The organism is Streptomyces sp. NPDC048644, from assembly GCF_043199105.1.
In the GTDB taxonomy this organism is placed as follows: Bacteria; Actinomycetota; Actinomycetes; order Streptomycetales; family Streptomycetaceae; genus Streptomyces.
Map to the genome: position 1 here is coordinate 237,354 of NZ_JBICVO010000002.1, position 23,394 is coordinate 260,747.

21 protein-coding genes and 1 pseudogene are annotated in these 23,394 nt (G+C 71.9%); 9 read left to right on the forward strand and 13 right to left on the reverse strand.

What is annotated here, in order from left to right; all coding sequences use genetic code 11:
• Positions 1–48: 48 nt before the first annotated feature.
• Positions 49–546, reverse strand: coding sequence for a MarR family winged helix-turn-helix transcriptional regulator (locus ACGFNI_RS05180; RefSeq protein ID WP_393680730.1), 498 nt, complete (start codon positions 544–546; stop codon positions 49–51).
• Positions 547–603: 57 nt separating this feature from the next.
• Between ACGFNI_RS05180 and ACGFNI_RS05185 the strand changes: the two genes are divergently transcribed.
• Entirely contained in the window at positions 604–1,551 is a 948-nt protein-coding gene (locus ACGFNI_RS05185) for an amidohydrolase family protein (RefSeq protein WP_393680732.1), read from the forward strand.
• A gap of 48 nt (positions 1,552–1,599) precedes the next feature.
• On the opposite strand, the gene ACGFNI_RS05190 is transcribed toward ACGFNI_RS05185, so the two are convergent.
• Entirely contained in the window at positions 1,600–2,715 is a 1,116-nt protein-coding gene (locus ACGFNI_RS05190) for a hypothetical protein (RefSeq protein ID WP_393680734.1), read from the reverse strand.
• A 232-nt stretch (positions 2,716–2,947) separates the two neighbouring features.
• Positions 2,948–3,787, reverse strand: a complete 840-nt coding sequence (locus tag ACGFNI_RS05195; RefSeq protein WP_393680736.1) for a class I SAM-dependent methyltransferase — start codon at positions 3,785–3,787, stop codon at positions 2,948–2,950.
• Positions 3,788–4,282: 495 nt separating this feature from the next.
• Between ACGFNI_RS05195 and ACGFNI_RS05200 the strand changes: the two genes are divergently transcribed.
• The gene (locus tag ACGFNI_RS05200) at positions 4,283–4,690 is read left to right on the forward strand and encodes an ATP-binding protein (RefSeq protein ID WP_393680737.1); all 408 of its coding nucleotides are present in this window, start codon (positions 4,283–4,285) and stop codon (positions 4,688–4,690) included.
• A gap of 30 nt (positions 4,691–4,720) precedes the next feature.
• On the opposite strand, the gene ACGFNI_RS05205 is transcribed toward ACGFNI_RS05200, so the two are convergent.
• The gene (locus ACGFNI_RS05205; RefSeq protein ID WP_393680739.1) at positions 4,721–5,611 is read right to left on the reverse strand and encodes a SigB/SigF/SigG family RNA polymerase sigma factor; all 891 of its coding nucleotides are present in this window, start codon (positions 5,609–5,611) and stop codon (positions 4,721–4,723) included.
• Between the two features lie 160 nt (positions 5,612–5,771).
• Entirely contained in the window at positions 5,772–6,371 is a 600-nt protein-coding gene (locus ACGFNI_RS05210; protein WP_393680741.1) for a pyridoxamine 5'-phosphate oxidase family protein, read from the reverse strand.
• 157 nt (positions 6,372–6,528) lie between these two features.
• Here ACGFNI_RS05210 and ACGFNI_RS05215 point away from each other — a divergent pair, with 157 nt between their 5' ends.
• On the forward strand, positions 6,529–6,954 hold the full coding sequence (locus ACGFNI_RS05215; RefSeq protein ID WP_393681446.1) for an I66 family serine proteinase inhibitor: 426 nt from the start codon (positions 6,529–6,531) through the stop codon (positions 6,952–6,954).
• Between the two features lie 60 nt (positions 6,955–7,014).
• Here the strand turns inward: ACGFNI_RS05215 and ACGFNI_RS05220 are convergent, their stop codons facing one another.
• A complete protein-coding gene (locus tag ACGFNI_RS05220) occupies positions 7,015–7,365 on the reverse strand; it encodes a hypothetical protein (protein WP_393680743.1) in 351 nt (116 codons plus the stop codon).
• Positions 7,366–7,669: 304 nt separating this feature from the next.
• Between ACGFNI_RS05220 and ACGFNI_RS05225 the strand changes: the two genes are divergently transcribed.
• On the forward strand, positions 7,670–8,521 hold the full coding sequence (locus ACGFNI_RS05225) for an MIP/aquaporin family protein (RefSeq protein ID WP_393680745.1): 852 nt from the start codon (positions 7,670–7,672) through the stop codon (positions 8,519–8,521).
• Between the two features lie 320 nt (positions 8,522–8,841).
• Positions 8,842–10,275: an APC family permease gene (locus ACGFNI_RS05230; RefSeq protein ID WP_393680747.1), complete on the forward strand. Its 1,434-nt coding sequence runs from the start codon at positions 8,842–8,844 to the stop codon at positions 10,273–10,275.
• Positions 10,276–10,355: 80 nt separating this feature from the next.
• Here the strand turns inward: ACGFNI_RS05230 and ACGFNI_RS05235 are convergent, their stop codons facing one another.
• The 3 genes from ACGFNI_RS05235 to tatA form a co-directional block, all read right to left on the reverse strand.
• Entirely contained in the window at positions 10,356–11,162 is an 807-nt protein-coding gene (locus ACGFNI_RS05235) for a hypothetical protein (RefSeq protein WP_393680748.1), read from the reverse strand.
• Positions 11,163–11,214: 52 nt separating this feature from the next.
• The gene (locus ACGFNI_RS05240; RefSeq protein WP_393680750.1) at positions 11,215–11,802 is read right to left on the reverse strand and encodes a TerD family protein; all 588 of its coding nucleotides are present in this window, start codon (positions 11,800–11,802) and stop codon (positions 11,215–11,217) included.
• 186 nt (positions 11,803–11,988) lie between these two features.
• Positions 11,989–12,435 (reverse strand): Sec-independent protein translocase subunit TatA, encoded by a 447-nt coding sequence (gene tatA, locus ACGFNI_RS05245; protein ID WP_393680752.1) that lies wholly within the window; start codon positions 12,433–12,435, stop codon positions 11,989–11,991.
• 83 nt (positions 12,436–12,518) lie between these two features.
• On the opposite strand from tatA, the gene ACGFNI_RS05250 reads away from it, so the two are divergent.
• The 3 genes and pseudogenes from ACGFNI_RS05250 to ACGFNI_RS05260 form a co-directional block, all read left to right on the forward strand.
• Entirely contained in the window at positions 12,519–14,033 is a 1,515-nt protein-coding gene (locus ACGFNI_RS05250) for an LCP family protein (protein WP_393680754.1), read from the forward strand.
• Positions 14,034–14,075: 42 nt separating this feature from the next.
• Positions 14,076–15,428: a hypothetical protein gene (locus ACGFNI_RS05255; protein ID WP_393680756.1), complete on the forward strand. Its 1,353-nt coding sequence runs from the start codon at positions 14,076–14,078 to the stop codon at positions 15,426–15,428.
• A gap of 162 nt (positions 15,429–15,590) precedes the next feature.
• Positions 15,591–15,737 (forward strand): annotated as a pseudogene (locus tag ACGFNI_RS05260) (GNAT family N-acetyltransferase); the annotation flags it as partial.
• A gap of 90 nt (positions 15,738–15,827) precedes the next feature.
• Here ACGFNI_RS05260 and mgtA read toward each other — a convergent pair.
• Positions 15,828–18,512: a magnesium-translocating P-type ATPase gene (gene mgtA / locus ACGFNI_RS05265; protein ID WP_393680758.1), complete on the reverse strand. Its 2,685-nt coding sequence runs from the start codon at positions 18,510–18,512 to the stop codon at positions 15,828–15,830.
• On the reverse strand, positions 18,496–18,891 hold the full coding sequence (locus ACGFNI_RS05270) for an ArsR/SmtB family transcription factor (RefSeq protein WP_393680760.1): 396 nt from the start codon (positions 18,889–18,891) through the stop codon (positions 18,496–18,498). The genes mgtA and ACGFNI_RS05270 overlap by 17 nt, the downstream gene beginning before the upstream one ends.
• 182 nt (positions 18,892–19,073) lie before the next feature.
• Between ACGFNI_RS05270 and ACGFNI_RS05275 the strand changes: the two genes are divergently transcribed.
• The gene (locus ACGFNI_RS05275; protein WP_393680761.1) at positions 19,074–19,241 is read left to right on the forward strand and encodes a hypothetical protein; all 168 of its coding nucleotides are present in this window, start codon (positions 19,074–19,076) and stop codon (positions 19,239–19,241) included.
• An 89-nt stretch (positions 19,242–19,330) separates the two neighbouring features.
• Here the strand turns inward: ACGFNI_RS05275 and ACGFNI_RS05280 are convergent, their stop codons facing one another.
• Together ACGFNI_RS05280 and ACGFNI_RS05285 are read right to left on the reverse strand one after the other, a co-directional pair.
• Entirely contained in the window at positions 19,331–21,616 is a 2,286-nt protein-coding gene (locus ACGFNI_RS05280; protein WP_393680763.1) for a family 2 encapsulin nanocompartment cargo protein terpene cyclase, read from the reverse strand.
• A gap of 39 nt (positions 21,617–21,655) precedes the next feature.
• Positions 21,656–23,062, reverse strand: coding sequence for a family 2B encapsulin nanocompartment shell protein (locus ACGFNI_RS05285; protein WP_393680765.1), 1,407 nt, complete (start codon positions 23,060–23,062; stop codon positions 21,656–21,658).
• Positions 23,063–23,394: the final 332 nt, after the last annotated feature.

The following is a 23,394-nucleotide window of genomic DNA, read 5'->3' on the forward strand; positions in this document are numbered from 1 at the left end:
GCCCGCGGGCCGGGAGTTCGGCGAGCTACGCGCCCGTTCCGCTGCCCGTCAGGCGTCCAGGGCGGTGATCGCTTCGGCCAGGTCGTGCAGTTGGCGGGTGAGCCGAGCGCGTTCGCCGGACGGGATCCGGGCGAGGGTCCTGGTCTGGCGTTCGCGCAACCGGGCGCGTACGTCCGTCAGTTGGCGGAGCCCTTCTTCGGTGAGGCCGACCAGGACCCGGCGTTCGTCGGCGGGCGAGCGGTGACGGGTGACGCTGCCCTTGCTCTCCAGCTGCTGGAGCATCCGGGTGGCGGTGGGGACGCTGACCCCGGCGGCGGCGGCCAGCCGGCCGACCGGCAGTTCGTCATCCGTCGCCAGCGGTTCGAGCAGGGCCAGCTGCGCCAGGGTCAGGCCGGACCCCGCCTGACCTGCGACCGAGCGGGCGCGGCGCATGGCGTAGAAGAGCGCGTCGGCGGCCTGCGCCAGCTCGTCCACCCCGGCGGCCGATGCCCCGGACGCCTCCGGTCCCGCATTGTCGTCCTGGGCCTCGTTGTGTCTTCCCTCCATGACCGTTAGCTTACTCAAGGAAATCATTAGCAAGCTAACTGATAGCGAGGCAATGAAATGGACCTGCCCGCGCGCATCGATGTTCACCAGCACCTGGTTCCGCCCGTCTGGGCGGCGGCCCTGGAAGCCCGTGGCCTGGACTCCGGCGGCTGGGCCGTTCCGGCCTGGAGCGCGGCCGGCGCGCTCGCGATGATGGACGAGCAGGGCATCGCCGCCGGCGTCCTGTCCGTCACCTCGCCCGGTGTGCACCTCGGAGGCGAGGACGCCGAGGCCCGCGCCCTGGCCCGTGCCGTCAACGAGTACGGCGCCGAGATGGCCAAGGACCACCCCGGCCGGATCGGCTCCTTCGCCTCCGTGCCGCTGCCGGACGTGGACGGCGCCCTGGAGGAGGCGGCCTACGCGCTGGACACCCTGGGCGCCGACGGCGTGGTGCTGATGTCCAACGCCCGGGGCCGCTACCTGGGCGACCCGGACTTCGAGCCGCTGTGGGCCGAGCTCGACCGGCGCGAGGCGGTGGTGTTCGTGCACCCCGCGCAGCCCCCGATGGCGCTGCTCCCCGGCACCCCGGCACCGCTCGTCGACTACGTCTTCGACACCACGCGCACCGCCCTGAACATGCTGCTCAACGGCGTACTGAGCCGGCACCCGAAGGTGCGGGTCATCCTGTCGCACGGCGGCGGCTTCCTGCCGTACGCGGCCTACCGGTTCGCCGGACTGACCTCGACCGTGACCGACACCGGCCGCACCGCCGACGACGTCATCCGCGACCTCAAGCGCTTCCACTTCGACACCGCGCTGGCCGCCGGCCCCAGCGCGCTGCCCGCGCTGCTGGCGTTCGCCGAGCCGGGGCACGTCCTCTACGGCAGCGACTGGCCCTTCGCCCCGCAGGAGGCCGGCAGTTACTACAACCACTTCCTGGAGACGTACCCCGACTTCACCCCCGGCCAGGCCGAGGCGATCAACCGTGGCAGCGCCGAAACCCTCTTCCCCCGGCTCGCCCGCTGACCACCGGGCGAGGCGGTCCACCGTGCCGCGCCCCGGGCGCCGCGCCCTTCAGCCCCGCGCTGACCCCGTCCGGCGCAGCAGGGCGCCGAGGCCGCCGGCCGGTGCCTGCGTGGCGTCATGGATGACCACGGCCTCCGCGCCGTCCGCGACCGCCGAGCACACCAGCGCGTCGTCGGCGCGCGCCGGGGCCGGGTGCGCCTCGCCCAGGCGATGCAACTCCGAACCGTGGACGGCGAGTTGGTCGGCTCGTGATCCCACCCAGACCTCGTTGCCCACGTCCGGGCCGTCCGGGCTGATGAGCAGCGTGTCGATCCGGTGCTCCCGCGCCGCGCCGACGAGCGAGGCGACGCCGGCCACCGCGTCGGGGGCTGCGCCTGCCTCGGACCCGGCACTCGCCTTGAAGCGCCCCAGCACCTCATCGACGTGCTCCTGTTCGCGGGCCGCCCGCAGTTGGGCGATGTCCCGCGCCACCCGCTCGCTCTCCGCTCCGGGCGCCCGCCCGCCGTGTTCGGTCTCGTAGGTCACGGCACGCAGCGGTTCGGGGAGCCCGTCGAACACGGCGCGGCGCTCGGGTGCGTCACCGGTCAGCAGCATGATCTCCGCCCCGCAGCTGTCGAACGCCGCACCGGCCGCGGCGGCGATCTCGCCCGCGTTCCGCTCCCAGGTGTTGTCCGGCCGCGTCCGGAAGTGCCGCTCGGACCAGTCCGCCGCTGGTGTGCCGTGGGCCCGGCCCGCGCCGCGGCTCCCGTGGTCGTCCCGCACCGCGAAGTCGGCGCCGGTCCGGTCGACGTGCACGAGGAGGCAGACGGGGTCGTCACCGAAGGCTTCGAGCAGCGGCGTCAGCCGGGGCAGATGCGACCACGTGGCGAACGGGCCGACGGGCGGCCCGGGAAGCCGCTGGTCGAGCACCACCTCGCCGTTGGCGGCGAACAGCGCCCGGCCACGGCCCGCGGCCGACGCGCCGCCGGGCGGCGTGACCAGCGCCGCGTGCACCGCACCACAGGTGGCCTCGTCCGCACCCAGCTCGAACAGCCGGTCCGTGACGGCCTTCGCCGACAACTCCTGCTGCGCGGCGGCGTCTTCCGAGCCGTAGGAGGCATCGGCGTATACGGATATCCACGGGCCGGTCCGATCGATGACGGGCCGCAGGAGCGAGAGTCGCATGGCACTGCCTCCTCGTCTGCACGCTGAGGATGCGTACGGGATGCTGCGGATCGGGTGCGCGCGGCGGCGGTACGGAGCCCCGCCGGACGCGCGTCGGCCGGGCCCGCCTTCACAAAAGCCCCTGGTCACGGAGGTCGTCGGATCCACATTACGCCCGCGGTCGGCGGTCCGCCCGGCGCGGGCGCCGGCAGGCCCGTGGCCCGGGACCGGCCGTCGGTCCGCCCGCCCGGTGTCACCGCTCGGGCTTGCGCCAGATCATGATGCCGGTCGCCGGCAGCCGTTCGGCGAAGCGGTTCCCGGGTGCCGCCTGCCGCAGCACCGCGCGCAGGTCCCGCTCGAAGTCCGGCAGCCTGTCGCCGAACAGGTGAGGCGCGCAGTTGGAGCGGGAGAACACCCACGCCACCATGTCGTCCGTGGTGCGGTCGGCCACGCCCCCGGCAGCCACGACATGCCGTTCGCAGTGCACGAACCCGGCCCGAGCGAGGACCAGGTCCTCCCGGTCCGGCGTGCCGTTGACGAGCACTCCCCGCCCCGCGCGGCGCACCGGGCCCAGGTAGCGGCGCACCAGATCGCCGATCCGGTCGTACGGGGGCGCGGGCCACGGCAGCGGCGTCGGTGCGTCGGGCGGCACGTCGAGGTCGCTGATGTGGACGAACGCGCCTCCCGGCTCCAGCATCTCCCGCACGGTGGCCGCGACACGCTCGCGGTCCGTCCAGTGGAAGGACTTGGCGAACACCACGGCGCGGAACTCGCCAAGACCCGCAGGCAGGTCCTCGGCGCAGACCGCCGCCCAGCGCGCGTTGGTCACCCCGCGACGTTCGGCCTGCCGCTCGGCCTCGGCCACCATGTCCGCGTCCGGGTCGATGCCGACCGCCTCGGTGACGTACCGCGCCAACGCAAGCAGCGCGGTGCCGGGTCCGCAGCCGACGTCGAGGATTCTGCCCCGGCCGTCCAGACCGAGGGCCGTGACCAGTGTCCCGGCGAATCCGGGTGCGTACGGGAGCCGGCCGCGCTCGTAGTAGGCCGCGGTTCCCTGGAACAGGGCGCTGTCCCACTGCCCTCCATCAGGCATCACAAGTCCGCTCCACGCGTGGGGAAACCACCGGCTGATCCGGGCCCGCCGATGGTGTCGCGGTCATGGGTCTGCGCCGGTGCGAGGCGCGGATCCAGCAGGCCGCGGACCGCCCGCCCGCGTCGGACCGCGTGCGCCACCCGCCTCGGCGCCGGCACGACAAGTGTGGCACCCGGTTCCGTTCCCCGCATCGGCGCCGATGACGGCCTCTCCCGCGCCGGGCCGACGGCCCGGCGACCCGGCGGACCTGTCCGAGGGCCGGGCGTCACGGCGGCCCGGCGCACCGATATTCTGGACACCGACGACATCCCGGCCCTGCCGCACACCGTCCCGTTCGGGACCTCCCGTGAACGGCGGTGCCGGGGATCTCTCACGGGCGCCTGCCACACATCCTTTTCACCCGGATTCCGCTGGGTAGACGGACCTGGAACGCAGGCGGACGCCTGGGGGAAAGCAACCGAACGAGAGGCCCCGCCGACAGGGGTGAAGACGCTGATGCATGAGCTTGCGACGGACGATCACACGGCCCGGTCCGCCCTGCCCGTCTGCCGTCCCGGGACGGCGGCGGACGCCCGCGACTTCGCCGCCGGCTTCGTCGCCGCGCTCAGCCCCGAGCTGCCCGCGCCCACCGTCCAGAACCTGCTCCTGCTGGTGTCCGAGCTGGTCGCCAACGCCTTGCGGCACGCGGGCGCCGTCACGGCCCTGCACCTGACCGCGGATCTCGACAGCATCCTGGTCGGCGTCGAGGACCCCAGCCCCGCGCACCCGCAGGAGCGCCGTCCCGACCTCACGGGCCGGACGGGCGGCTTCGGTTGGCCCATGGTGCGCAGCCTGGCCCGCGACATCACGATCCGGCCGCGCCCGTGCGGCGGCAAGATCCTGCTGGCCACCCTCGCCCGGTGAGCACCGGGCGAGGGTGACCGGCCCGGTCGCTCACTCCTCGGCCAGCAGGCCATCGCGCAGGGTGCTGAAGGCGCGGCTGAGCAGGCGGGAGACGTGCATCTGGGACAGGCCGAGTTCCGCGCCGATCTCCGACTGGGTCATCTCCTCGCCGAAGCGGAGCCGGATCAGGGTGCGCTCCCGCTCGTCGAGCCTGGCGAGGTGCGGCTTGAGCGCGTGCAGGTCCTCGGCCAGCGCGAGCGCCGGGTCCTCCTGGCCGATGAGATCGGCGACGAGCCCGGCCTGCTGCCTGCCCCGCGTGTGGACGGGCCGGTCGATGGAGTCGGAGTCGTAACCGTTGCAGGCGACGAGCCCTTCGTTGACCTCTTCCTCCTTCAGGCCGAGGTGGCTCGCCAGGTCGGCGACGCCGGGCTCGTGGACGCCGTCGCCCTCCAGTTCCTCGCGGGCGCGGGCGAGGTCGACGCGGAGTTCCTGGAGCCGGCGCGGCACGCGCACCGACCAGGTGGTGTCACGGAAGAACCGCTTGATCTCACCGCTGATGTAGGGGACGGCGAAGGTCGTGAACTCGTTCTCCAGCGAGGTGTCGAAGCGGTCGATGGCCTTGATCAGGCCGATCGTGCCGACCTGCACGATGTCGTCCGTCTCCTGCCCCCGGCTGCGGAAGCGGCGTGCGACGTACTGCACCAGCGACAGGTTCATCTCGATGAGGGTGTTGCGCGCGTACTGATACTCGTGCGTCCCCTCCTCCAGCACCGTGAGCCGTTCGAAGAACAACCGCGACAGCTCACGGGCGTCGGCTGGGGCGACGGTCCGGGGGGATTCGATGCGAGGCAGTGCCACCGGGTCGTCGAAGGCGTCCGTCTCCGGCGCGTACTGCCCCGCCAGGTGTGCGGTGTCCATCGTGATCGTTCCGGTGTGGCGCATGTTGTGGCTCCCGCCGGTTGCTCGGTCTCCGTCACCCACCCCCATGCCCGTCATCCGCCGTGACATGTCCCTCGGGCACCAACTCTTCGCTCCGGTACGGAAGGTGGGCCACGGCGACGGGGTGCGGGCGCCGGTGAACCGTGCGGCGGCCGTCGGCCCGTCAGTCCCGGTGCGTGGCGGGCAGCGGGGGCAGCGGCAGGGGGAGCCCCGGCAGGCCGTCGATGCTGGCCGCGATGTGCGGCTTCTTGTGGAAGTACGTGTCGAGCGACGCGTCGGTCTCCCGCTCGAAGCGTGACCTGTGGAGCGGGCGGTCCTCGTCGTAGGTCATGAAGGGGACGGCGTATCCGCAGGTGTCGCGGATGAGTTCGGCGGTCACCACGATGACCGCCCGCAGTCCGTGCGGGGCCGGGTCGATGTCCCGGAAGTGCGCTATCAGCCCGTCCCAGCGCGGGTCGTCGCGGAAGACCGGCTCGCCACGGCCGTGGACGCGCACGATGTTGGGCGGGCCGGTGAAGGCGCACCACATCAGGGTGATGCGGCCGTTCTCGCGGAGGTGCGCGATCGTCTCGGCGTTGCTGCCGGCGAAGTCGAGGTAGGCCACGGTGCGGTCGTCGAGTACGGCGAATGATCCCGTCACGCCCTTGGGCGAGAGGTTGACGGTGCCGTCGCCTCCCAAGGGGGCGGTGGCGGTGAAGAAGATGTGCTGCTCCTCGATGAAGGAGCGCAGCCGGCCGTCGATGCGTTCGTAAGTCTTCGACATGGTCGAAATCATGAAGGCGTCCCGACGGATGTGCCGTGGGCTGCGCGGTGCGGCAGCCGGCGATACCTGTCACGGCGGGGCCGGGCCTGTCCGGGCGCCGCCGCACGCGTCGGTCACCCACCGCCCCCGCCCTCGTTGAACGGGTAACCGGCAGGTCATCCTCGCGGTGGGCGGCGCTCCGGCGGTGGTGATCCAAGGGCGGCTCTACGCACGGCTGCTGGACACACCCGGGACCGCCCGCTGGATCATCAGGAGGCAGCCGCACGTGGGGCAGAACGTCCACACGGTGGAGGCCGAGCCCGGCGAAGGAGGGCTGGTGGCGCCTGGTGACGGGGAGGACCAGCAGCTCACGGTCCGGCCGCTGCTCGCGCTGCCCGGCCTCCCGCCGCGGTTCCCGCCGAACGAGCTGTGGCGGCTCACTCCGGCCGATGACCGGGGCCCGGCGTTCACTCTCCCGTCATGGTCCACGGGGCGGTATGCGGGCCGGCAGTACTGGGACAGGTCCCTGAACCCGAAGATGGTGGCGATGCTGCCGCGTGAGGTGTCCCGGGATGACGCCCGCATCGACATCACCGCCGCATAGAGGCGTCGGCGGGCTGTCGGCGGCGCGGGCGGCCCGCCCGTAACGGCCGTGCGGGCGGCGTCAGTTCAGGGTCACGAAGGCGCCGATGGCCGCGGCGGGCAGGCCGACGCACCACCCGGCCAGGACGTGGCGCAGTGCGGGCCCGCGCCGGCCGCCCAGCACCGGGCGCCCGTTGTCGTCACCGGCGACGCTGTACGCGGTGACGGCGCCGGCGAGCAGGATCAGGCCACTGACCATCCGGTGCAGATGCGCCCATCCCGCGAGGGCGCCGAGCAGGAAGCATCCCGCGGCGTTCAGGGCGAACGGGATCCAGCGGGCGAGGTCACGGCCGCTACGGCGCAGTCCGCGTTCCGCGCCGTAGCGGAGCGCGGCGCCGCTCAGTCCGCCGAGCAGGGTCAGTAGCAGAGACACGGGCAGCTCTCTTTTCGCGCCGGGAGCGGCGGCGGGGGCGGGGGCGGGGGTCGCGGGATTTCTTCCGCCGCGATTGTGCACCGTAATCCTCGCTTTCGGGTGGCTCGCGGGCCGCCACGTCGGCGGGGATTCCCTCTGCCGTGCGGCAACTCGTACGGCGCAGCCGCGCCACCCGGCCGGATCATTTATGCCTGGCCGGACGGATTCCGGGTGGCGCGATGGTCCGGGGTGCAATGACGATCATTGCGGACGCCTCGACGCGAGCAGGCCGGGCCCCGAATTCATCGAGGAGACGCCGAATCCCATGAGCGAACCGGTTCCCCAGTCCCGGATCATCCGCGAGATGTCCGCGGAATTCCTGGGCACGATGGTGCTCATTCTCTTCGGGTGCGGCGTGGTCGCCCAGGTGGTGGCCGGGGGCGCCCTCACCGATCCCAAGGGCGGTCTGGGTGACCACGACAGCATCGCCTGGGCCTGGGGGCTTGGCGTCACGCTCGGTGTCTACGTCGCGGCGCGGATCAGCGGCGCCCACCTCAATCCGGCCGTGACGCTGGCACTCGCGGTCTTCAAGGGGTTCTCCTGGGCCAAGGTCGTGCCCTATGCGCTCGCGCAGACGGCCGGTGCCTTCGTCGCCGCGCTCCTGGTGCGCTGGAATTACACCGAGGTGCTGGCCAGGGCGGATCCGGCACATTCCCTCAAGACGCAGTTCGTCTTTTCCACCCTGCCGGGGAACGGCTCGACCACGGCGGGCATTCACGAGTGGGGCGCATTCCGCGACCAAGTGATCGGTACCGCCCTGCTGTTGCTTCTCATCTTCGCGATCACCGACCTGCTGAACACGCCGCCCGGAGCCAATATGGCGGCATTCGTCATCGGTCTTGTCGTGGTTGCGATCGGTATGGCATTCGGGACCGACGCCGGTTACGCGATCAATCCGGCGCGGGATTTCGGGCCCCGGCTCGCCAGCTTCCTCACCGGCTACCGGGGTGCCTGGCGGGACCAGTGGGGCAATCTCTATTTCTGGGTGCCCCTCATCGGCCCCTTGATCGGTGGTGTGCTCGGCGCCGGCCTGTACAAGTACCTCATCGGCGTCTTCCTGCCGACGGCTGGCACCGAGCCGACCGGCCGCGTCCCCGCACCGGACGACACCCGCTGAACCCGCCTGGATCGCGAACTCACACTCCGGCGCCGTGCAGTTGGTTCCGGCCACGGAGGAATCCGAAGCGACCGGCCACACGGCAGCAGTGCAACCGATTCCGCGTGCGTCTTACATCCTCTGCACGGATAAGGACCTCAAGACGGGCGCCCATCAACGGATTTCGTTGCCTGCGAAGCCTTACGAGACCTTGACGTATGTGCCGGGCAGCGGTTGTATTCGGTCACCGAAGCGACGCCCTCGATCCACCGGAAGGCCGTTTCGAGGCACTCTCCCCCCAAAGGATGCCCCCTCCTGCCGCCAGCACTGATGGGACACGGATGACCCAGACGCCCACCGCACCCGTTGCTTCCACGCCGCCCGAGCGGGATTCACGTCATGCGCCGGACGGGGAAGCGCCCCAGCTGAACCGCTCCATCGGGGTGGTGGGCGGCACGCTGCTCACCCTGTCCTGCCTGACACCGGCGTCGTCGTTGTTCGTGATCGTGCCGGATTCGTTCGCCACCCTGGGCACCGGGACCGCGCTCACCATCGCCGTCGCGGCCCTGCTGTGCATAGGCGTCGCCTTCACCTACTCCGAGCTGGGCACGCTGGTGCCCAGCTCCGGTGGCGAGTACGCCATGGTCGGCACGCTGATGGGGCGGCTCGCCGGGTGGCTGGTTTTCGTGCTGTCCCTGATCGTCGTCATGATCGTTCCGCCGATCATCGCCCTGGGCACCGCCGACTACCTGGCCCCGCTCGTGCATCTGGATCCGCAGCTCACCGCCGCCGCCGTCATGCTGCTGGCGACCGCCATGGGCCTGCTCGACCTGCGTGCCAACGCCTGGATCACCGGCATCTTCCTGGTGCTTGAGGTGGTGGCCTGCGCGGTCGTCGCGTTCCTCGGCTTCGGGCACGCAGGCCGGCCCGCTTCGGTGCTGATCCATCCCGTGATCGACGCGGGGCACGGGCACAGCACCGCGGTCACCGCGGGCCTGATCGTGACGGGCCTGGCCACCGCGCTCTTCATCCTCCAGGGCTTCTCCACCGCCGTGTATCTCGCCGAGGAGATGGACAATCCGCGCCGCAACGTCTCGCGCACCGTGCTGTGGACCCTCGGCATCGGCGCGGCCATCGTCCTGATCCCGGTGGTCGCGATCACGCTGGGCGCACCGGACCTGGCGACCCTGGGCGCCGGTGACGTCGCCGGCATGGTGACGGGCTGGAGCAACTCGGGTGTCGGCACCTTCGTCAGCCTCTGCATCGCCCTGGCCATCATCAACGCCGCGATCGTGATGGTGATCCAGAACTCCCGTGTGGTCTTCTCGTCGGCCCGCGACGCGGCCTGGCCGGACCGGGTCAACCGCGTCTTCTCGCACGTCGGCAGGCGCTTCGGGTCACCGTGGGCGGCAACCTTGGGCGTGGGCATCCCCGGTGCGGCCCTGTGCTTCGTCAACCTCGACACCCTGAGCGAGGTGACCGGCGTCGCGGTCGCGGCGATGTACGTCTTCGTCGCGCTGGGCGCGCTGGTGTCCCGCCGCGGGGCGCACAAGCACCGGGCGGCCTGGCGCATGCCGCTGTGGCCGGTGGTCCCGGTGGCCCTCGTCGCGGTGCTCGTGTGGGTGCTGTGTCAGCAGAGCACCCAGAGCCTGGTCATCACCGGCGTCATCGTGGCCGTGGCCGCCCTGTACTGGGTGGCCTATCTCCGCCCGCGGCAGGCGACGCACTGGGTGATCTCGGTGCCCGAGGACGAGCGGGCCCCGGCGGCCGAGTAGGAAGGCGGCCGTCCATCGCCGCCCGCCGCACGGCCGCCCACCCCGCCGGAAGGCCGGCCGCCTGCCGCCTCGCGGCCCGGTCATTCCCGGCTCGGCGCCTCGGGCCCGGTGAAGTCCGGGCTGCTGAAGTCGGGGCTCGCGAAGTCGGGCGCGCTGTAGCCGGGCCCGCCGCGCCGACGCCGATGGCCGTCGCCCGCGCCCGCCGTCCTCGCGTCGTCCACACCGGTCACCGGCAGCACCCGGCCGGTGACCGGGCCCGCGCTCTTGGACGGGAGTGCGGTATCGAGCCTTCCGAGCAGGAACGGCAGCACGCCGCGCTCCAGCAGCGCACCGTGCCACGCCTCACGCGCCCGCACCAGCGCCGCATGGGCGTCCTGCTCGGCGCCGCCGTCCGGCACCGAGCGGTTGCGCGCCGCCACGACGAGCATCCAGAACAGCCCGGCCAGCGTCGCCGCCGCCGCGATGCAGGCTGCCGTCACCCCGGCGAACACCAGCTCGTCCGCGAGGTGGGACGACATGCCGACGGCGCGTAGCCCGAAGCCGATGAGCAGGAAGATGGCGGCGGCGGTGGCCGCCAGTCCCGGCACCAGCACGCCCAGCGCGGGCAGCAGTCCGCCGGTGGCCCGTGCCGTCCGGCCGGGCCGATGCGGCAGGGGGCCAGGCCGGGCGCCGGCGGTACGGAGCGCGAGATAGATCCGGTACTCCGCCGCTGCCGCAGCGGCGATGGCGGCTTGTGAACCGAGCGCCTGGGCGCGCAACTGCCCGGCGTCGACACCCTCGTCACAGCGGCGCAGCGCGTCGGTGACCTCCGGGGTCCGCAGGGCGCGGTCCAGCAGCTGCTCGAAGTCGGGTCCGTCCTCCGCTCTTAAGCGGATGGGCTCATACACGTGTTCCCCCGAGTCGGGTGAAGAGGGGCGGGCGAGTGGGGCGGCGCCGGTGTCAGCCAACGTCGACCCCGTAGTCGGTGGCGATGCCGGCCAGGCCGGACGCGTAGCCCTGGCCGACGGCCCGGAACTTCCATTCGCCGCCGCGGCGGTAGAGGGCGCCGAAGACCATGGCGGTCTCGCCCGCGGCGTCGTAGGAGAGTTCGTAGCGGCACATCTCCCGGCCTGTGAGGTTGTCGACGACGCGGATGTAGGCGTCGTCGACCTGGCCGAAGTTCTGGCCGCGCGTTTCGGCGTCGTGCAGCGAGACGGTGAAGACGACCTGCTCGACCTCGGCGCCCGGCGCGTCCAGCCGGTCGAGGTCGACGAGGATCTGCTCGTCGTCACCTTCGCCGTCACCGGTGGTGTTGTCTCCGGTGTGGCGGACCGCGCCGTCGGGGCTCGCGAGGTTGTTGTAGAAGATGAAGTGCCGGTCGGACACGGCCTTTTGGCCGGGGCCGCAGATTATTGCCGAGGCGTCCAGGTCGACGTCCCGGTCCCCGACGGGCCGGGCGTCCCAGCCGAGGCCGACCGTGACATCCGCGAGCGGGGTGCCGTCCTGGTTGAGGACGACGTTCTGGCCCTTGGTGAGGCTGACGCCCATGGTGCTGCTTCTCCTCTTGCCTGCGATGGGTGACCGGACGGCAAGCCCTCCGGCGTCGTGCGGAACCGTCGAGGTGCCCTCCATGATGGTTCCCTGCTTGCGCAATATCTAAAGTATTACCCATGGACGGAAGCAGGTCGGCGCCCGGCGGGGAGCAGCCCGTATCAGGCCATTCATGACGGAACGTCAGAAAGCGTGCCCCCCGGGGCGGTTCACGGTTTCCTGACGTTCCTGGCGTTCCGGATTTTCCGGCGACGGGTGCCCGGCGCCCGCGCGCGTCGCACCGGAACCGAACGCCCCCGGATCGGCCACTCCATCGGAGCGCCCCGTGACCGGACCGCCCGGCATGGCGTGGATCGTGTGCGGCTCCGGACGCGCCGGCTCGCCGGACTCGTACGTGGCCGCCGGTTCCGTGCCGTCACTCTTCATGGCCTTGGTCTCGCTCTTGAGGATCCGCAGCGATTTACCCAGGGCGCGAGCGGTGTCCGGGAGCTTCTTCGAGCCGAAGAGCAGGATCACCACAAGCGCCACGATCAGCAGGTGCCAGGGCTCAAGTCCGTTGCGCAGCATCGTGTGCCCGCCTCCCAGTTCGTTGTGGACCGGCGTCCCGCAGGAACCGGCCCCGGATTTCACTTGCTACATTGCGCAACTGTATAACCAAGGCGGTGCCAGCCGCCTTCCCCTGCAAGAAACCCCGCACGGATGAGGGTGTACACGTGACAGGCAGCCATACGGCACGAGTGGGACGCCGCAGCGGCGAGGGGCCTGCCCGAGGGCGGCGGCGCAAGCGAAGCAAGGTCCGGATAGCCGCGATCACCGTGGTCTCGTTCCTCGTACTGCTCGCCGCCGGCGCCGGGTGGTTCTACGTCCACCTCGACGGGAAGATCACCACGTTCGGCGCCGACGGGGTGAGCCGCGACCGGCCCGCCGCCGGGACCGGCGGCAGCAACGTGCTGGTCATCGGCTCGGACTCACGCTCGGGCGGCAACAGCAAACTGGGCGGCGGCGAGGGGGCGGTGGGGCGCTCGGACACCGCGTTCCTGCTGCACGTCTACGGCGACCGCAAGCACGCCGTGGCGGTCTCCATACCGCGGGACACGCTGGTGACCATACCGGCGTGCAAACTCCCCGACGGGCAGTGGAGCCGGCCGAAGCCCGACACCATGTTCAACGTCGCGTTCACCATCGGCGAGACACCGAAGGGCAATCCCGCCTGTGCCCAGAACACGGTCGAGAAGCTGACCGGGCTGCGGGTGGACCACACCATGGTGGTCGACTTCGAGGGGTTCTCCAAGATGACATCGGCCGTCGGCGGCGTCCCGGTGTGCCTGCCCAACGAGGTCCGCCAGGGCCATCTCAACCCCAACCGCGGCTCGCTCGGCAAGGTCATCTTCAAGAAGGGACCGCAGACCGTCTCGGGGCAGAAGGCCCTGGACTACGTACGCCTGCGGCACGGCATCGGCGACGGCTCCGACATCGGCCGCATCAAGCGCCAGCAGGCGTTCGTCTCCAGCCTGATCAAGAAGGTCAAGTCGCAGGGGATGAACCCGGCCGCGCTGCTGCCGCTGGCCACCGCCGCCACCGAGTCGCTGACCGTCGACCCCGGTCTGGGCTCGGCGAACAAACTGATCTCCTTCGCGATGGAGCTGAGGGACATCGACCTGCACAACACCAAGTTCGTGACGCTGCCCTGGCGTTACCAGGGCGCGCGGGTCGCCATCGTGCACCCGGAGGCCGACCAGCTGTGGGCGGCGCTGCGGGCGGACCGCACCATCGACGGCGAGGACGCCCGGGGGGACAAGAGCGGGGACGCGGACGACGGCGGCAAGGGCGATCCGAGCCCCAGCGCCTCGGTGTCAGGCGCGGGCATCAGCGTCAGCGTCTACAACGGCACCACCGTCACGGGGCTCGCGGCCCGCGCGGCCGACGAACTGAAGGGCTCCGGCTTCACCGTCGACCGCACCACCACCGCCTCGGCCCAGCACCTCGCCACCACGGTCATCGCCTACGGTCCGGGACAGGAGGACCAGGCCCACACCGTCGCGCGCCTCTTCCCCGACTCGACGACCCGGCAGGCCACCACCCCCGGCATCGACGTCACCGTCGGCACCTCCTACGCACAGGCCCCGGCAGCGGGCCCGTCACCCTCCACCACCGAAGTGCCGCCCGACCTGGCCAAGAAGGCCCGTTCCGCCGACGACAACCCGTGCTCGGACCTGTCGTACGGCTAGGCCCAGCCGTCAAACTCCCGCATTCCTGAAGGAGATCCGTCCATGTCTGCCCTCAGCCGGGCGCTGCTGCCCAGGCTCCTGCCGGCCGTTTTCCTGGCCGTCCTCACACTGGTGGCCGCAGCCGCCGTGGTACCGCGGCCCGCCCACGCCGCGGGCGGTCTCGACGCGGTGGCCGCCGCCCTCAAGAAGGGCCCGGTGTACGTCGACCCGCGGGTCGGCGGGCAGTTCCCCGAGGCCGCCGCCGACGCCCTGGCGAAGAAGATCAGGGAGGCGGACCGGCCGGTGTTCGTCGCGGTGCTGCCGGACGCGCCCGAGTTCCCCCGCCGCACCCTGCTCCAGGACCTGCGCACCAAGGTCGGCATCGCCGGTGTGTACGCCGTGCACCTCGGCGACGACGGCTTCAACGCCGGGGCCGACCCGCAGGTGCTGCCCCACAACGCGGTGACCAACCTCAAGGGCGCGGCGCGGCGGTCCCACACCGGCGACACCCGGGCCACGGTGGACGAATTCGCCGGACAGGCCGCCGCCCAGGCACACGGCCACGCGCCCGCCTCGTGGAGCGAGGACGCCGACGACGACACCGACAGGAACTCCGTGGGCGGGCTGCTCATCGGCGGCGCCATCATCGTGGCCGCAGGCGCGGGCAGTTACGCGCTGTACCGCAGGACCAGAAAGAAGCGCGAGGAGCGGGAGCAGGCCGAACTCAAGGCCCTGCGGCTGGTGGTCGACGAGGACATCACCGCCTTCGGCGAGGCGCTCGAACGACTCGACTTCCATCCGTCCGAGCCCGGGGCCGACGACGCCATGCGGCAGGACTACACCCACGCGCTGGACGCGTACGAGACCGCCAAGTCCGCGATGGACGCCGCGCGCCGCCCCGAGGACGTACGGGCGGTGACCGAGGCGCTGGACGAGGGGCGGTTCGCGCTGGCGACCCTCGCCTCGCGCCGCATCGGCGAACCGCTGCCCGTCCGCCGCGCCCCCTGCTTCTTCGACCCGCGGCACGGCCCGTCCACCGTCGACGTGCAGTGGGCGCCCACCGGCGGCGCACCGCGCACCGTGCCCGCCTGCACCGCGGACGCCACCCGCCTGTCCGCCGGCGAGGAGCCGCAGGCCCGCACGGTGCAGACGCCGGAAGGACCACAGCCCTACTGGAACGCCGGGCCCGCCTACACACCGTGGGCCGGCGGCTATTTCGGCGGCGGCATGCTGACCGGTCTTGTCGCCGGCACCGTGCTCGGCTCATTCCTCAGCGCCCCGTCCGCCTTCGCCGACTCCCCGTACGGGGAGAGCGGCACCGAGGGCGGGGACTTCTCCGGGGCGAGCTTCGATCCCGCCGACTTCGGAGGCGGCTTCGGTGACAGCGGCGGCGGCTTCGGGGGTGACGACTGGTGAGGGTCGGAGTCTGGTGGGGTTCGGCGCACGGGCCGGGCAAGGCAAGTCTGTTGGTGAGGGCGGGGCCAGAGCCGGCGGGTTGATCAGTCCGCGAGTCTTGATCGCTGACGGGCCCGATGATCGGCCAGATCCTGCTCACCAGAGAAACGGGGCACCTTCGTCGAACCAGTGGTGCTCGCCACCCAGACCGCCAACGTCCGCTCGATGCGCCTCGCGGCGAAGCTGGGGTTCATCGAGGTGGAGCGGTTCGATGCCTACGGCGCCGAGCAGTGGTTCGGCATGTGGTCCCCGGTCGCGCCGTCCGATTGAGCTCGGGCTCGGCAGCGCGGATCCGCAACTCGGCAGCGCTGCCGCTGACGGAGCCCAGCGCTGCCGAAACGCGGGAACGTCTCCACAAGCTCAGCCCTCGCGGCGCGCGTACCTGGCCCTGACCGCCGCCAGCGCCGCGCCGTACAGCGTGAGGACCGCCGCCAGCAGCAGGTAGTACAGCGCGGGCGGCGGCGCCATCTCCAGCAGCGGGCCCAGCGGCGAGAGCGGGAGCAGGACGCCGATCACCGCGAGGGCGGTGACGGCGATCTGGATCGGGCCCGCCGTACGGCCCTCCGCCGCACGGCGCCCGCCGCGGAGCAGCAGCATCACCATCGCCTGGGTCAGGAGGTTCTCGGTGAACCACGCGGCGTGGAACACCTCAGGGGCGCCGGAACCCGCCGTGGTGTGCAGGGTGAAGGCGAGTACCGCGAAGGTGGCCAGGTCGGCGGTGGCGTTGAGCAGGCCGAAGGCGGTGATGAAGCGGAGGAAGGGGCGCGGGCGCAGCGCGGACGGCCTGCGGACCGCGGCGGGCGCCGGGCGGTCGAAGGCAAAGGCGAGCTGGGCCGCGTCGAAGCAGAGGTTCTGCACCAGGACCTGGGCCGGCAGCATCGGCAGGAACGGCAGCAGCAGGCCGGCGGAGAGCATGGCGATGACGTTGCCGAGGTTGGACGAGAGGGTGATGCGCAGGTAGGCGGCGATGTTGCCGCTGCTGCGGCGCCCGGCGGTGATCGCGCGGTCGATGGCGGTGAGGTCCTTCTCGGCGAGCACGACGTCGGCGCCTTCGCGGGCGACGGTCACCGCTCCCCGGGGGCAGATCCCGACATCGGCCGCGTGCAGCGCGGGCAGGTCGTTGACGCCGTCGCCGAGGAAGCCTGGGGTCCGGCCGCTCTCCCGGAGTGCGGCCACGATGCGGGCCTTGTCCCGGGGCGTGCAGCGGGCCACGACCGTGGCGCCTTCGACGGCCTCGGCGAGCGGCTTCCCCGACAGATGGCCGAGCCGGTCGGCGGTGAGGACCTCGCCCGGCTCCAGGCCGAGATCCCGGCAGGCCCGCGCCGCGGTACCGGGGTGATCGCCGGTGAGCACCTTCACCGTCACGCCGCGCCGGGCGATGACCCCCAGCGCGTCGGCGGCGGACGGCGCGAGGGCGTCGCGGAAGGCGACGAAGCCGATGAAGACCAGGCCGCGCAGGTCGGCGTCCCGGTAGGGGCCGTTGCGGGCGGGCCGTTCGGCGAGCGCGACAGCGAGCAGGCGCAGGCCGCCGGCCGCCTCGTCGGCGGCGAAGCGGAGCAGCCGCGCCCGCCCGGCCTCGTCGAGCCGGTCTTCCACGCCGTCGACGGCGGTCCGCCCGCAGCGGTCGATGACGTCCTCGGCCGCGCCCTTGACGACGAGCGTGCGGGTGCCGTGCCGGCCGGGGCGGCGGACGACGGCGGTGGCGAGCCGCCTGGCCGGGTCGAACGGGAGGGCCGCCACGCCCTCGTACGCCAAGGGGTCGGCGCCGTGTTCTTCCGCGGCGTCCAGGATCGCCTCGTCCAGCGAGTCGGGGGCGGGCAGTTCGGCCAGTTCGAGGGTCCAGAAGCTGTTGACGGCCGCCCAGCTCAGCACGCCGGGGTCGGCGCACCCGCGTGCGTCGACGGTCCGTTCCACCACCGGCCGGTCCTGCGTCAGAGTGCCGGTCTTGTCGAGGCACAGGACGTCCATCGCCCCGAGGTCGTGCAGCGCGGGCAGCCGTTTGACGATCACCGCGCTGGTGCGGGCGAGCGCGGACGCGCCCCTGGCCAGCGCGGCGGTCACGATGACCGGCAGCATCTCGGGGGTCAGCCCGACCGCCACCGCGACCGCGAACGGCAGGGTCTCAAGCCCTCGCCCGCGCACCGCGGCGTCGGCCATCAGGACCAGCGGCGGGGTCAGCAGCATGAAGCGGATCAGGGTCCAGGCGATGCCGTGGACCGAGCGGTCGAACGCCGTCTCGCCGCGGCGCCGCGCGGCGCCGCGGTAGGCGGCGGCGAACCGGGTGGCCGCGCCGGTGGCCACGACCAGCGCCGTCCCGCTCCCGGACGCGACGCTGCTGCCCTGAAAGCACATGTGCCCCGGCTCCGGCTCCGCGTCGCCGCCCCCCGGATCGTCGACGGCGTACTTCGGCACCGGTACGGACTCGCCGGTCAGCGCCGCCTGGTGCACGGTCAGCCCGCTCGCCCGCAGCAGCCGCACATCGGCCGGGACGAGGTCGCCCGCGCCCAGCCTGATCACGTCGCCGACGACGAGCTGTTCCACCGGGATCTCGCGTGCCACGGGCGGCGTTGCCTCGCCCGTGCGCCGCTGGACGGACGCCGTGGTGGCGACCATCTCGCGCAGTGCGGCCATCGACCGGCTGGCGTGGTGCTCGCCGCCGGAGCGCAGGACGCAGCTGACCACGACGAGGACCAGGATCACGCAGGCGGTGCCCCAGGAGGCGACGGCCGCCGACACCAGGCCGAGGCAGAGCAGGACCGTGGTGAACGGGTCGCGCACGCTGCGAAGGAAGCGCCGCGGCCAGGAGATCGGCCGCCAGGCGGGGACGGTGTTCTCACCGTCGCGTACCAGCCGTTCGTCGGCCTGCTGCTCGGTCAGGCCGCGCGGCCCGCTGTCCAGCAGCCGCATCAGGTGGTGGGTGGTGAGCGCGGCCGGTCCGCTCGCTCCGGAGTCGGCCGGCAGGTCGGTGACCGGCCGCGTCCGCGCCTGATCGCGGGACGGTGGGCCGGTTCCGGTCGCCTCGGATGTCTCAGGCACCGACGTCACGGAGCGGTGCCGGAAGTGCCTGCCCGGCGCGGGCGGCCAGCTGCACGACGAGGAGTCGCACCACCGCCACGACGTCGGGGTCGTCGACCAGGTAGACGACCCGGCGGCCCTCACGGCGGGACCGTACGAGTCCGGCGAGTTTCAGCTTCGTCAGGTGCTGGCTCACCGCGGGCAGCGCCCCGCCGATCCGCTCGGCGAGCCCGCTGACGTCGCTCTCCCCCTGCGCGAGCGCCCACACGATGTGCAGCCGCGGGGGCGATGCCAGCAGCCCGAACATCGCGGCTGCCTCGGTCAGCACCTCGGCGGACGGGTCCGCCGTGCCGCCTTCGCCTTCGATGCCCATCACCACTGCCGCTCCCCGTCCGTCCGGAGCGCTCATTCTAGGGCGTCGCTCGTTGCGCGGGAGACGGGTCCATCGGCAGGGCCGGTGAGCGAGGCCGGTTATTGCCGATGCACTTCGGCGCGATATCCACTGGGCCTCTTACCGAATCTCCACATACCATGCACATCATGTGCCCGACTCCTGCATCGCGACCGGTTCCTTCCCGGTCCTTGGCCGACGTGAACGCCGAAATCAGGGCGTTCATGTCCGACCGGGCAGGCCGGCCCCTGGGGCCCGAGGAACAGGCCGAGTACGAGCAACTGCTCGCGGCGTGGGCGGCGGCCGTTCACCAGCCGCCGCCCGCACCCCGGCCCGGTCCCCCGCCGCTGGCCCCGGCCGGCCAGTAGCCGTCCCGCCCCGTGCCGCGACGGCTGCCGGGACCGGCCGCGGGTGCGGATCCGTAAGGCCCTGCCGGGCCCGCGGATCCGCACCGGTCTCACCGCACCGGCACCCGCGTGCTCCTGCCGATGCGGGCGGCGGAGGTGCCGAGGCCCCGCGGTCCCGCGAGGCGGCGCACCGGGCTGCCGACGGGGCGGCGGAGTTCCGCCTCCTCATAGCGGTGGCAGTCCTGGTGCCAGGTGAGGATCCCGGCGAGCCAGTTCTTGAGTTCCTCCGCGTAACCGGTCAGCGTGGCGCGGGCCGCGGTGCCGAGACGGAACTCGTCGAACAGGGCCGGGAGTTCGACGCCGACGATGTGCTCGAACTGGCGCATCCGGGAGGTCATCAGGTCGTTGACGACGCCGATGGCCTCCTGGAGGCCGCAGTCGAAGAAGTTCTGGACGACGAGGACCGCGTTGTGGACCTCGCCCTCGAACTGGATCTCCTTCTGGTACGAGAACAGGTCGTTGAGCAGCCCCGCGTAGTCCGCCGCCGCGTTCTCCATGGCCTGGATCGGGCGGGAGCGGTAGATCTCGGGCGGGACCGTCCTGCCGTGCCCGAGGCGCGACAGACTCATGGTGAGGTCGGCGCCGAAGGTCTTGCGGCGCATCTCGACGTAGTCGACGGGGTCGGGGATGCGGTTCTCCCGGTGGTTGGCCAGCTCCCACAGCCAACTGTCCGTCATGTCCTCGATGGTGCGGCGGAAGGTGCGCCTGGCCGCGACGGTCATGGGTCCTGCCGTACGGGCCCACAGGTCGGCCAGCGTGCGCTCCAGTGCGTTCGCCGGTGGCGGCACGTCGCCCGCGGAGTCCACCGGCATGAAGGCCGACAGCCGTTCGGTGCAGAGCTGGGCGCTCGCCAGGTCGTGGGTACGTCCGAAGACCGCGGGATAGTAGTCGTCCCCGTAGGTGCCCCAGGTGAGCCAGCCCGTGGTGAGGTCGAGTTCGTCCAGGGACGCGTCGGGGTGGATGCCTGCCGAGCACAGTGCGAAGTCGAAGGCGCGGAGCTTGTGTTCGTCCCAGATGCCGGGCTCGGGGAAGGCGGAGGCGGACCCGGTGGTGCCGGGCAGGCCGTCCAGCATGCCCATCCGATGCGCCCAGCCCACGACGTTTTCGCGCGCGGCGGCCAGGTGCGGGCTGAGCCGGGTGGTGTAGGGCATGTGCAGTTCGGGGATGGCGACCGCTCCGACGACCTGGAACGGCACGTGGGTGTGGCGCCTGACCCTGGCCGGCATCGTGGCCGCCAGCGAGGCGGCGATCCGGGCCGCCGACGTCCCCAGACCCGTCGGGCCGCCCAGTACGCGGGCACCCTGAGCGGACAGCCCGCCGGGGTGCGCTGCCGCACCCGATGACGCGGCGTCGTTCATGTAGCGGCTGGAGCGCAGGTGCCACTCGTGGCCGCCGGACTGCCAGTCCTGGAGCCCCTTGACGTACGCGGCGATGTCGGCACAGGCGGCCGGGTCCAGGGCGTACTCCGCGCACAGCGGCGGCAGTTCGGTGACCGCGGTGTGCTCGAACTGGTGGAGCCGGGAGGTCAGCAGGTCGTTGACCGCGTCGGCCGCCTGCTGGGTGGTGCAGCCGAGGAACTTCTCGAAGACCAGGACGCCGTTGGACAGTTCGCCCTCCTCCTCGATCTCCCGCTGGTAGGAGAAGAGGTCGTTCCGCAGGTGCACCGCGTCGGAGAAGGTGTCCTTCAGCACCCGCAGGGGCCTGCTGGCGGCCACCGCGGCCGGGACCTCGGCTCCCGCCGCGTATTCGACGAGCCCTGCGGACCAGGGGGCGCCGCCGACCTTGCGGCGCATCTCGATGTACTCGACGGGGTTGGCGACCCGGCCGACCTGGATGTTCGCCAGTTCCCACAGCGACTCTTCGAGCAGGTGCTGGGTGCTCTCGGCGAAGCGGCGCCGCCAGTCCTGCGACATGGCGGGCACGGTGCGCTGCCACAGGTCGGCCAGACCGCGCTCCACCGCGTTGACCGGTTCGGGTCCGGCGGCGACGGGGTCGACCGGCATGAAGGCGGGCAGCCGGTCCAGGTACGCCTTCGCCCCTGCCATGTCCTGGCTCCGCTTGAAGCTCTCCAGGAAGTGGTCGTCGAAGAAGAAGACCCACACGTACCAGTCGGTCACCGTCGCCAGCTCCGCGGCCGGCGCGTCCGGGTGGGTGTAGGCGCAGAGCAGGGCGTAGTCATGGGCGTCGAAGTCACGCTCGTCCCAGATACCCGACCCTTCGATCATCTCCATCTCACGGGCCCACGCCTTGGAATGGCTGCGTACCGCCTCCAGATGCGGGTTGAGCCGTGCCGGATACGGCTCGTAGAACTCCGGAAGCCTGAAGGGCTGTGTCATCTGCGCCTCACCTCTGTTCGTCTCGTCCGCGGTCTCCGGTTACTCCCGGCCGCGGCCGATCTCGACGTTCTCCAGCACGCCGAGCGCGTCCGGGACCAGGACCGCGGCCGAGTAGTAGGTGCTGACGAGGTAGGAGATGATCGCCTTCTCGTTGATGCCCATGAACCGGACGGACAGGCCGGGCTCGTACTCGTCCGGGATGCCGGTCTGGTGCAGGCCGATGACGCCCTGGTCGTCCTCGCCGGTACGCAGGACGAGCACGGAGCTGGTGCGCTCCTTGGTGATCGGGATCTTGTTGCAGGGCAGCAGGGGGACGCCGCGCCAGGCGGGGACCTGGTTGCCGTTCAGGTCGACGTGGTCGGGGTAGAGGCCGCGGGAGTTCATCTCGCGGCCGATGGCGGCGATGGTGCGCGGGTGGGCGAGGAAGAACTTCGAGCCGCGGCGGCGGCTGAGCAGCTCGTCGAGGTCGTCCGGGGTCGGCGGGCCGGAGTGGGTCTGGATGCGCTGGCGGTAGTCGGCGTTGTGGAGGAGGCCGAACTCCCGGTTGTTGATCAGCTCGTGCTCCTGGCGCTCGCGCAGCGCCTCGATGGTCAGCCGCAGCTGGTGCTCGGTCTGGTCCATCGGCTCGTTGTAGAGGTCGGCGACCCGGGTGTGCACCCGCAGCACGGTCTGCGCGACGCTCAACTCGTACTCGCGGGGCGAGAGTTCGTAGTCGGCGAAGGTGCTGGGCAGAATCGGTTCGCCGACGTGGCCCGACGACAGGGCGATCTCGGCCTCGCCGTGCTTGTTCTGCCGCTGCTGCGGCAGCGCGCGGAACTCGCGGATGTGGGCCTGGAGGGACGGGGATCCGTCCAGGACGGCGTCGAACTCGCGGCGGGACAGCGTCAGGACGGTGCCCGCGGTGGCCGCCTTGGCGGTGTACTCCCAGACCGCATCGGAGTCGAGCAGGCCATCGGCGCCGAAGTGGTCGCCGTCGGCGAGCACGCCGAGGGCGGCCTGGTCTCCGTAGCGGCCGTCGGTCAGCTTGTTGACGCGCCCGTGGGCGACCAGGAAGACCTGGTCGGCGGGGCTGCCCTGCTCGGCCAGGACCTCACCCGGCTCGACCTCGCGCTGGACGAACCGGCCGGCGAGCGTGGCGAGCACGTCGTCCTCGTCGTAGCCGCGCAGGGCGGCGAGCTCCCCCAACTCGCGGGGGATGACGGCGACTCGGGAGCCGGTCTGGTTGAAGTCGATGCGGCCGTCGCCGACCGTGTAGGTCAGCCGCCGGTTGACCCGGTAGGCGCCGCCCGCCGTCTGCACCCAGGGCAGCATCCGCAGCAGCCAGCGCGAGGTGATTCCCTGCATCTGCGGCGCGGACTTGGTGGTGGTCGCGAGGTTCCGCGCCGCCGCGGTTCCCAGGCTTTGCTGCGGGCCGTGCTGTTCCTCGGTGCCGGCATCGATCGACATCCGACGCTCCTCTTCAAGACGATTGCGCACCACTCACTCCGTGCCGCGGGCACGGCAAGTCCCGTACACCGGGCGGGAGTTGAGTATGTGCAGGTAGGGGGTATGGGGGCGCGGGCCTGCGGGCGAGCCGGGCAGGGCGGACCCCGTTGAACTGTTGATCACACTAGGGTCCGGAACCGGCGCCCGGGAAACGGATCCGGGGATCACCGCGACAATGAACACGGACGAGTGACAGTGATCGTTTTAAACCTGCAAAAGGTCCTTGATCATCCGCACACAGGTGCCTTCACACCGCCCTCGACGGGCGGGGACCAGACGGGAAAAAGCCTCGA

What these genes read in the sequence shown, in the direction of transcription:
- ACGFNI_RS05255 (WP_393680756.1), top strand. Translation starts at nt 14,076, where the DNA reads ATGTCTGCCCTCAGCCGGGCGCTGCTGCCCAGGCTCCTGCCGGCCGTT.
- ACGFNI_RS05285 (WP_393680765.1), bottom strand. Translation starts at nt 23,062, where the DNA reads ATGTCGATCGATGCCGGCACCGAGGAACAGCACGGCCCGCAGCAAAGC.
- ACGFNI_RS05240 (WP_393680750.1), bottom strand. Translation starts at nt 11,802, where the DNA reads ATGGGCGTCAGCCTCACCAAGGGCCAGAACGTCGTCCTCAACCAGGAC.
- ACGFNI_RS05190 (WP_393680734.1), bottom strand. Translation starts at nt 2,715, where the DNA reads ATGCGACTCTCGCTCCTGCGGCCCGTCATCGATCGGACCGGCCCGTGG.
- ACGFNI_RS05225 (WP_393680745.1), top strand. Translation starts at nt 7,670, where the DNA reads ATGAGCGAACCGGTTCCCCAGTCCCGGATCATCCGCGAGATGTCCGCG.
- ACGFNI_RS05200 (WP_393680737.1), top strand. Translation starts at nt 4,283, where the DNA reads ATGCATGAGCTTGCGACGGACGATCACACGGCCCGGTCCGCCCTGCCC.
- ACGFNI_RS05230 (WP_393680747.1), top strand. Translation starts at nt 8,842, where the DNA reads ATGACCCAGACGCCCACCGCACCCGTTGCTTCCACGCCGCCCGAGCGG.
- ACGFNI_RS05195 (WP_393680736.1), bottom strand. Translation starts at nt 3,787, where the DNA reads ATGCCTGATGGAGGGCAGTGGGACAGCGCCCTGTTCCAGGGAACCGCG.
- ACGFNI_RS05270 (WP_393680760.1), bottom strand. Translation starts at nt 18,891, where the DNA reads ATGAGCGCTCCGGACGGACGGGGAGCGGCAGTGGTGATGGGCATCGAA.
- ACGFNI_RS05210 (WP_393680741.1), bottom strand. Translation starts at nt 6,371, where the DNA reads ATGTCGAAGACTTACGAACGCATCGACGGCCGGCTGCGCTCCTTCATC.
- ACGFNI_RS05185 (WP_393680732.1), top strand. Translation starts at nt 604, where the DNA reads ATGGACCTGCCCGCGCGCATCGATGTTCACCAGCACCTGGTTCCGCCC.
- ACGFNI_RS05180 (WP_393680730.1), bottom strand. Translation starts at nt 546, where the DNA reads ATGGAGGGAAGACACAACGAGGCCCAGGACGACAATGCGGGACCGGAG.
- ACGFNI_RS05205 (WP_393680739.1), bottom strand. Translation starts at nt 5,611, where the DNA reads ATGCGCCACACCGGAACGATCACGATGGACACCGCACACCTGGCGGGG.
- ACGFNI_RS05280 (WP_393680763.1), bottom strand. Translation starts at nt 21,616, where the DNA reads ATGACACAGCCCTTCAGGCTTCCGGAGTTCTACGAGCCGTATCCGGCA.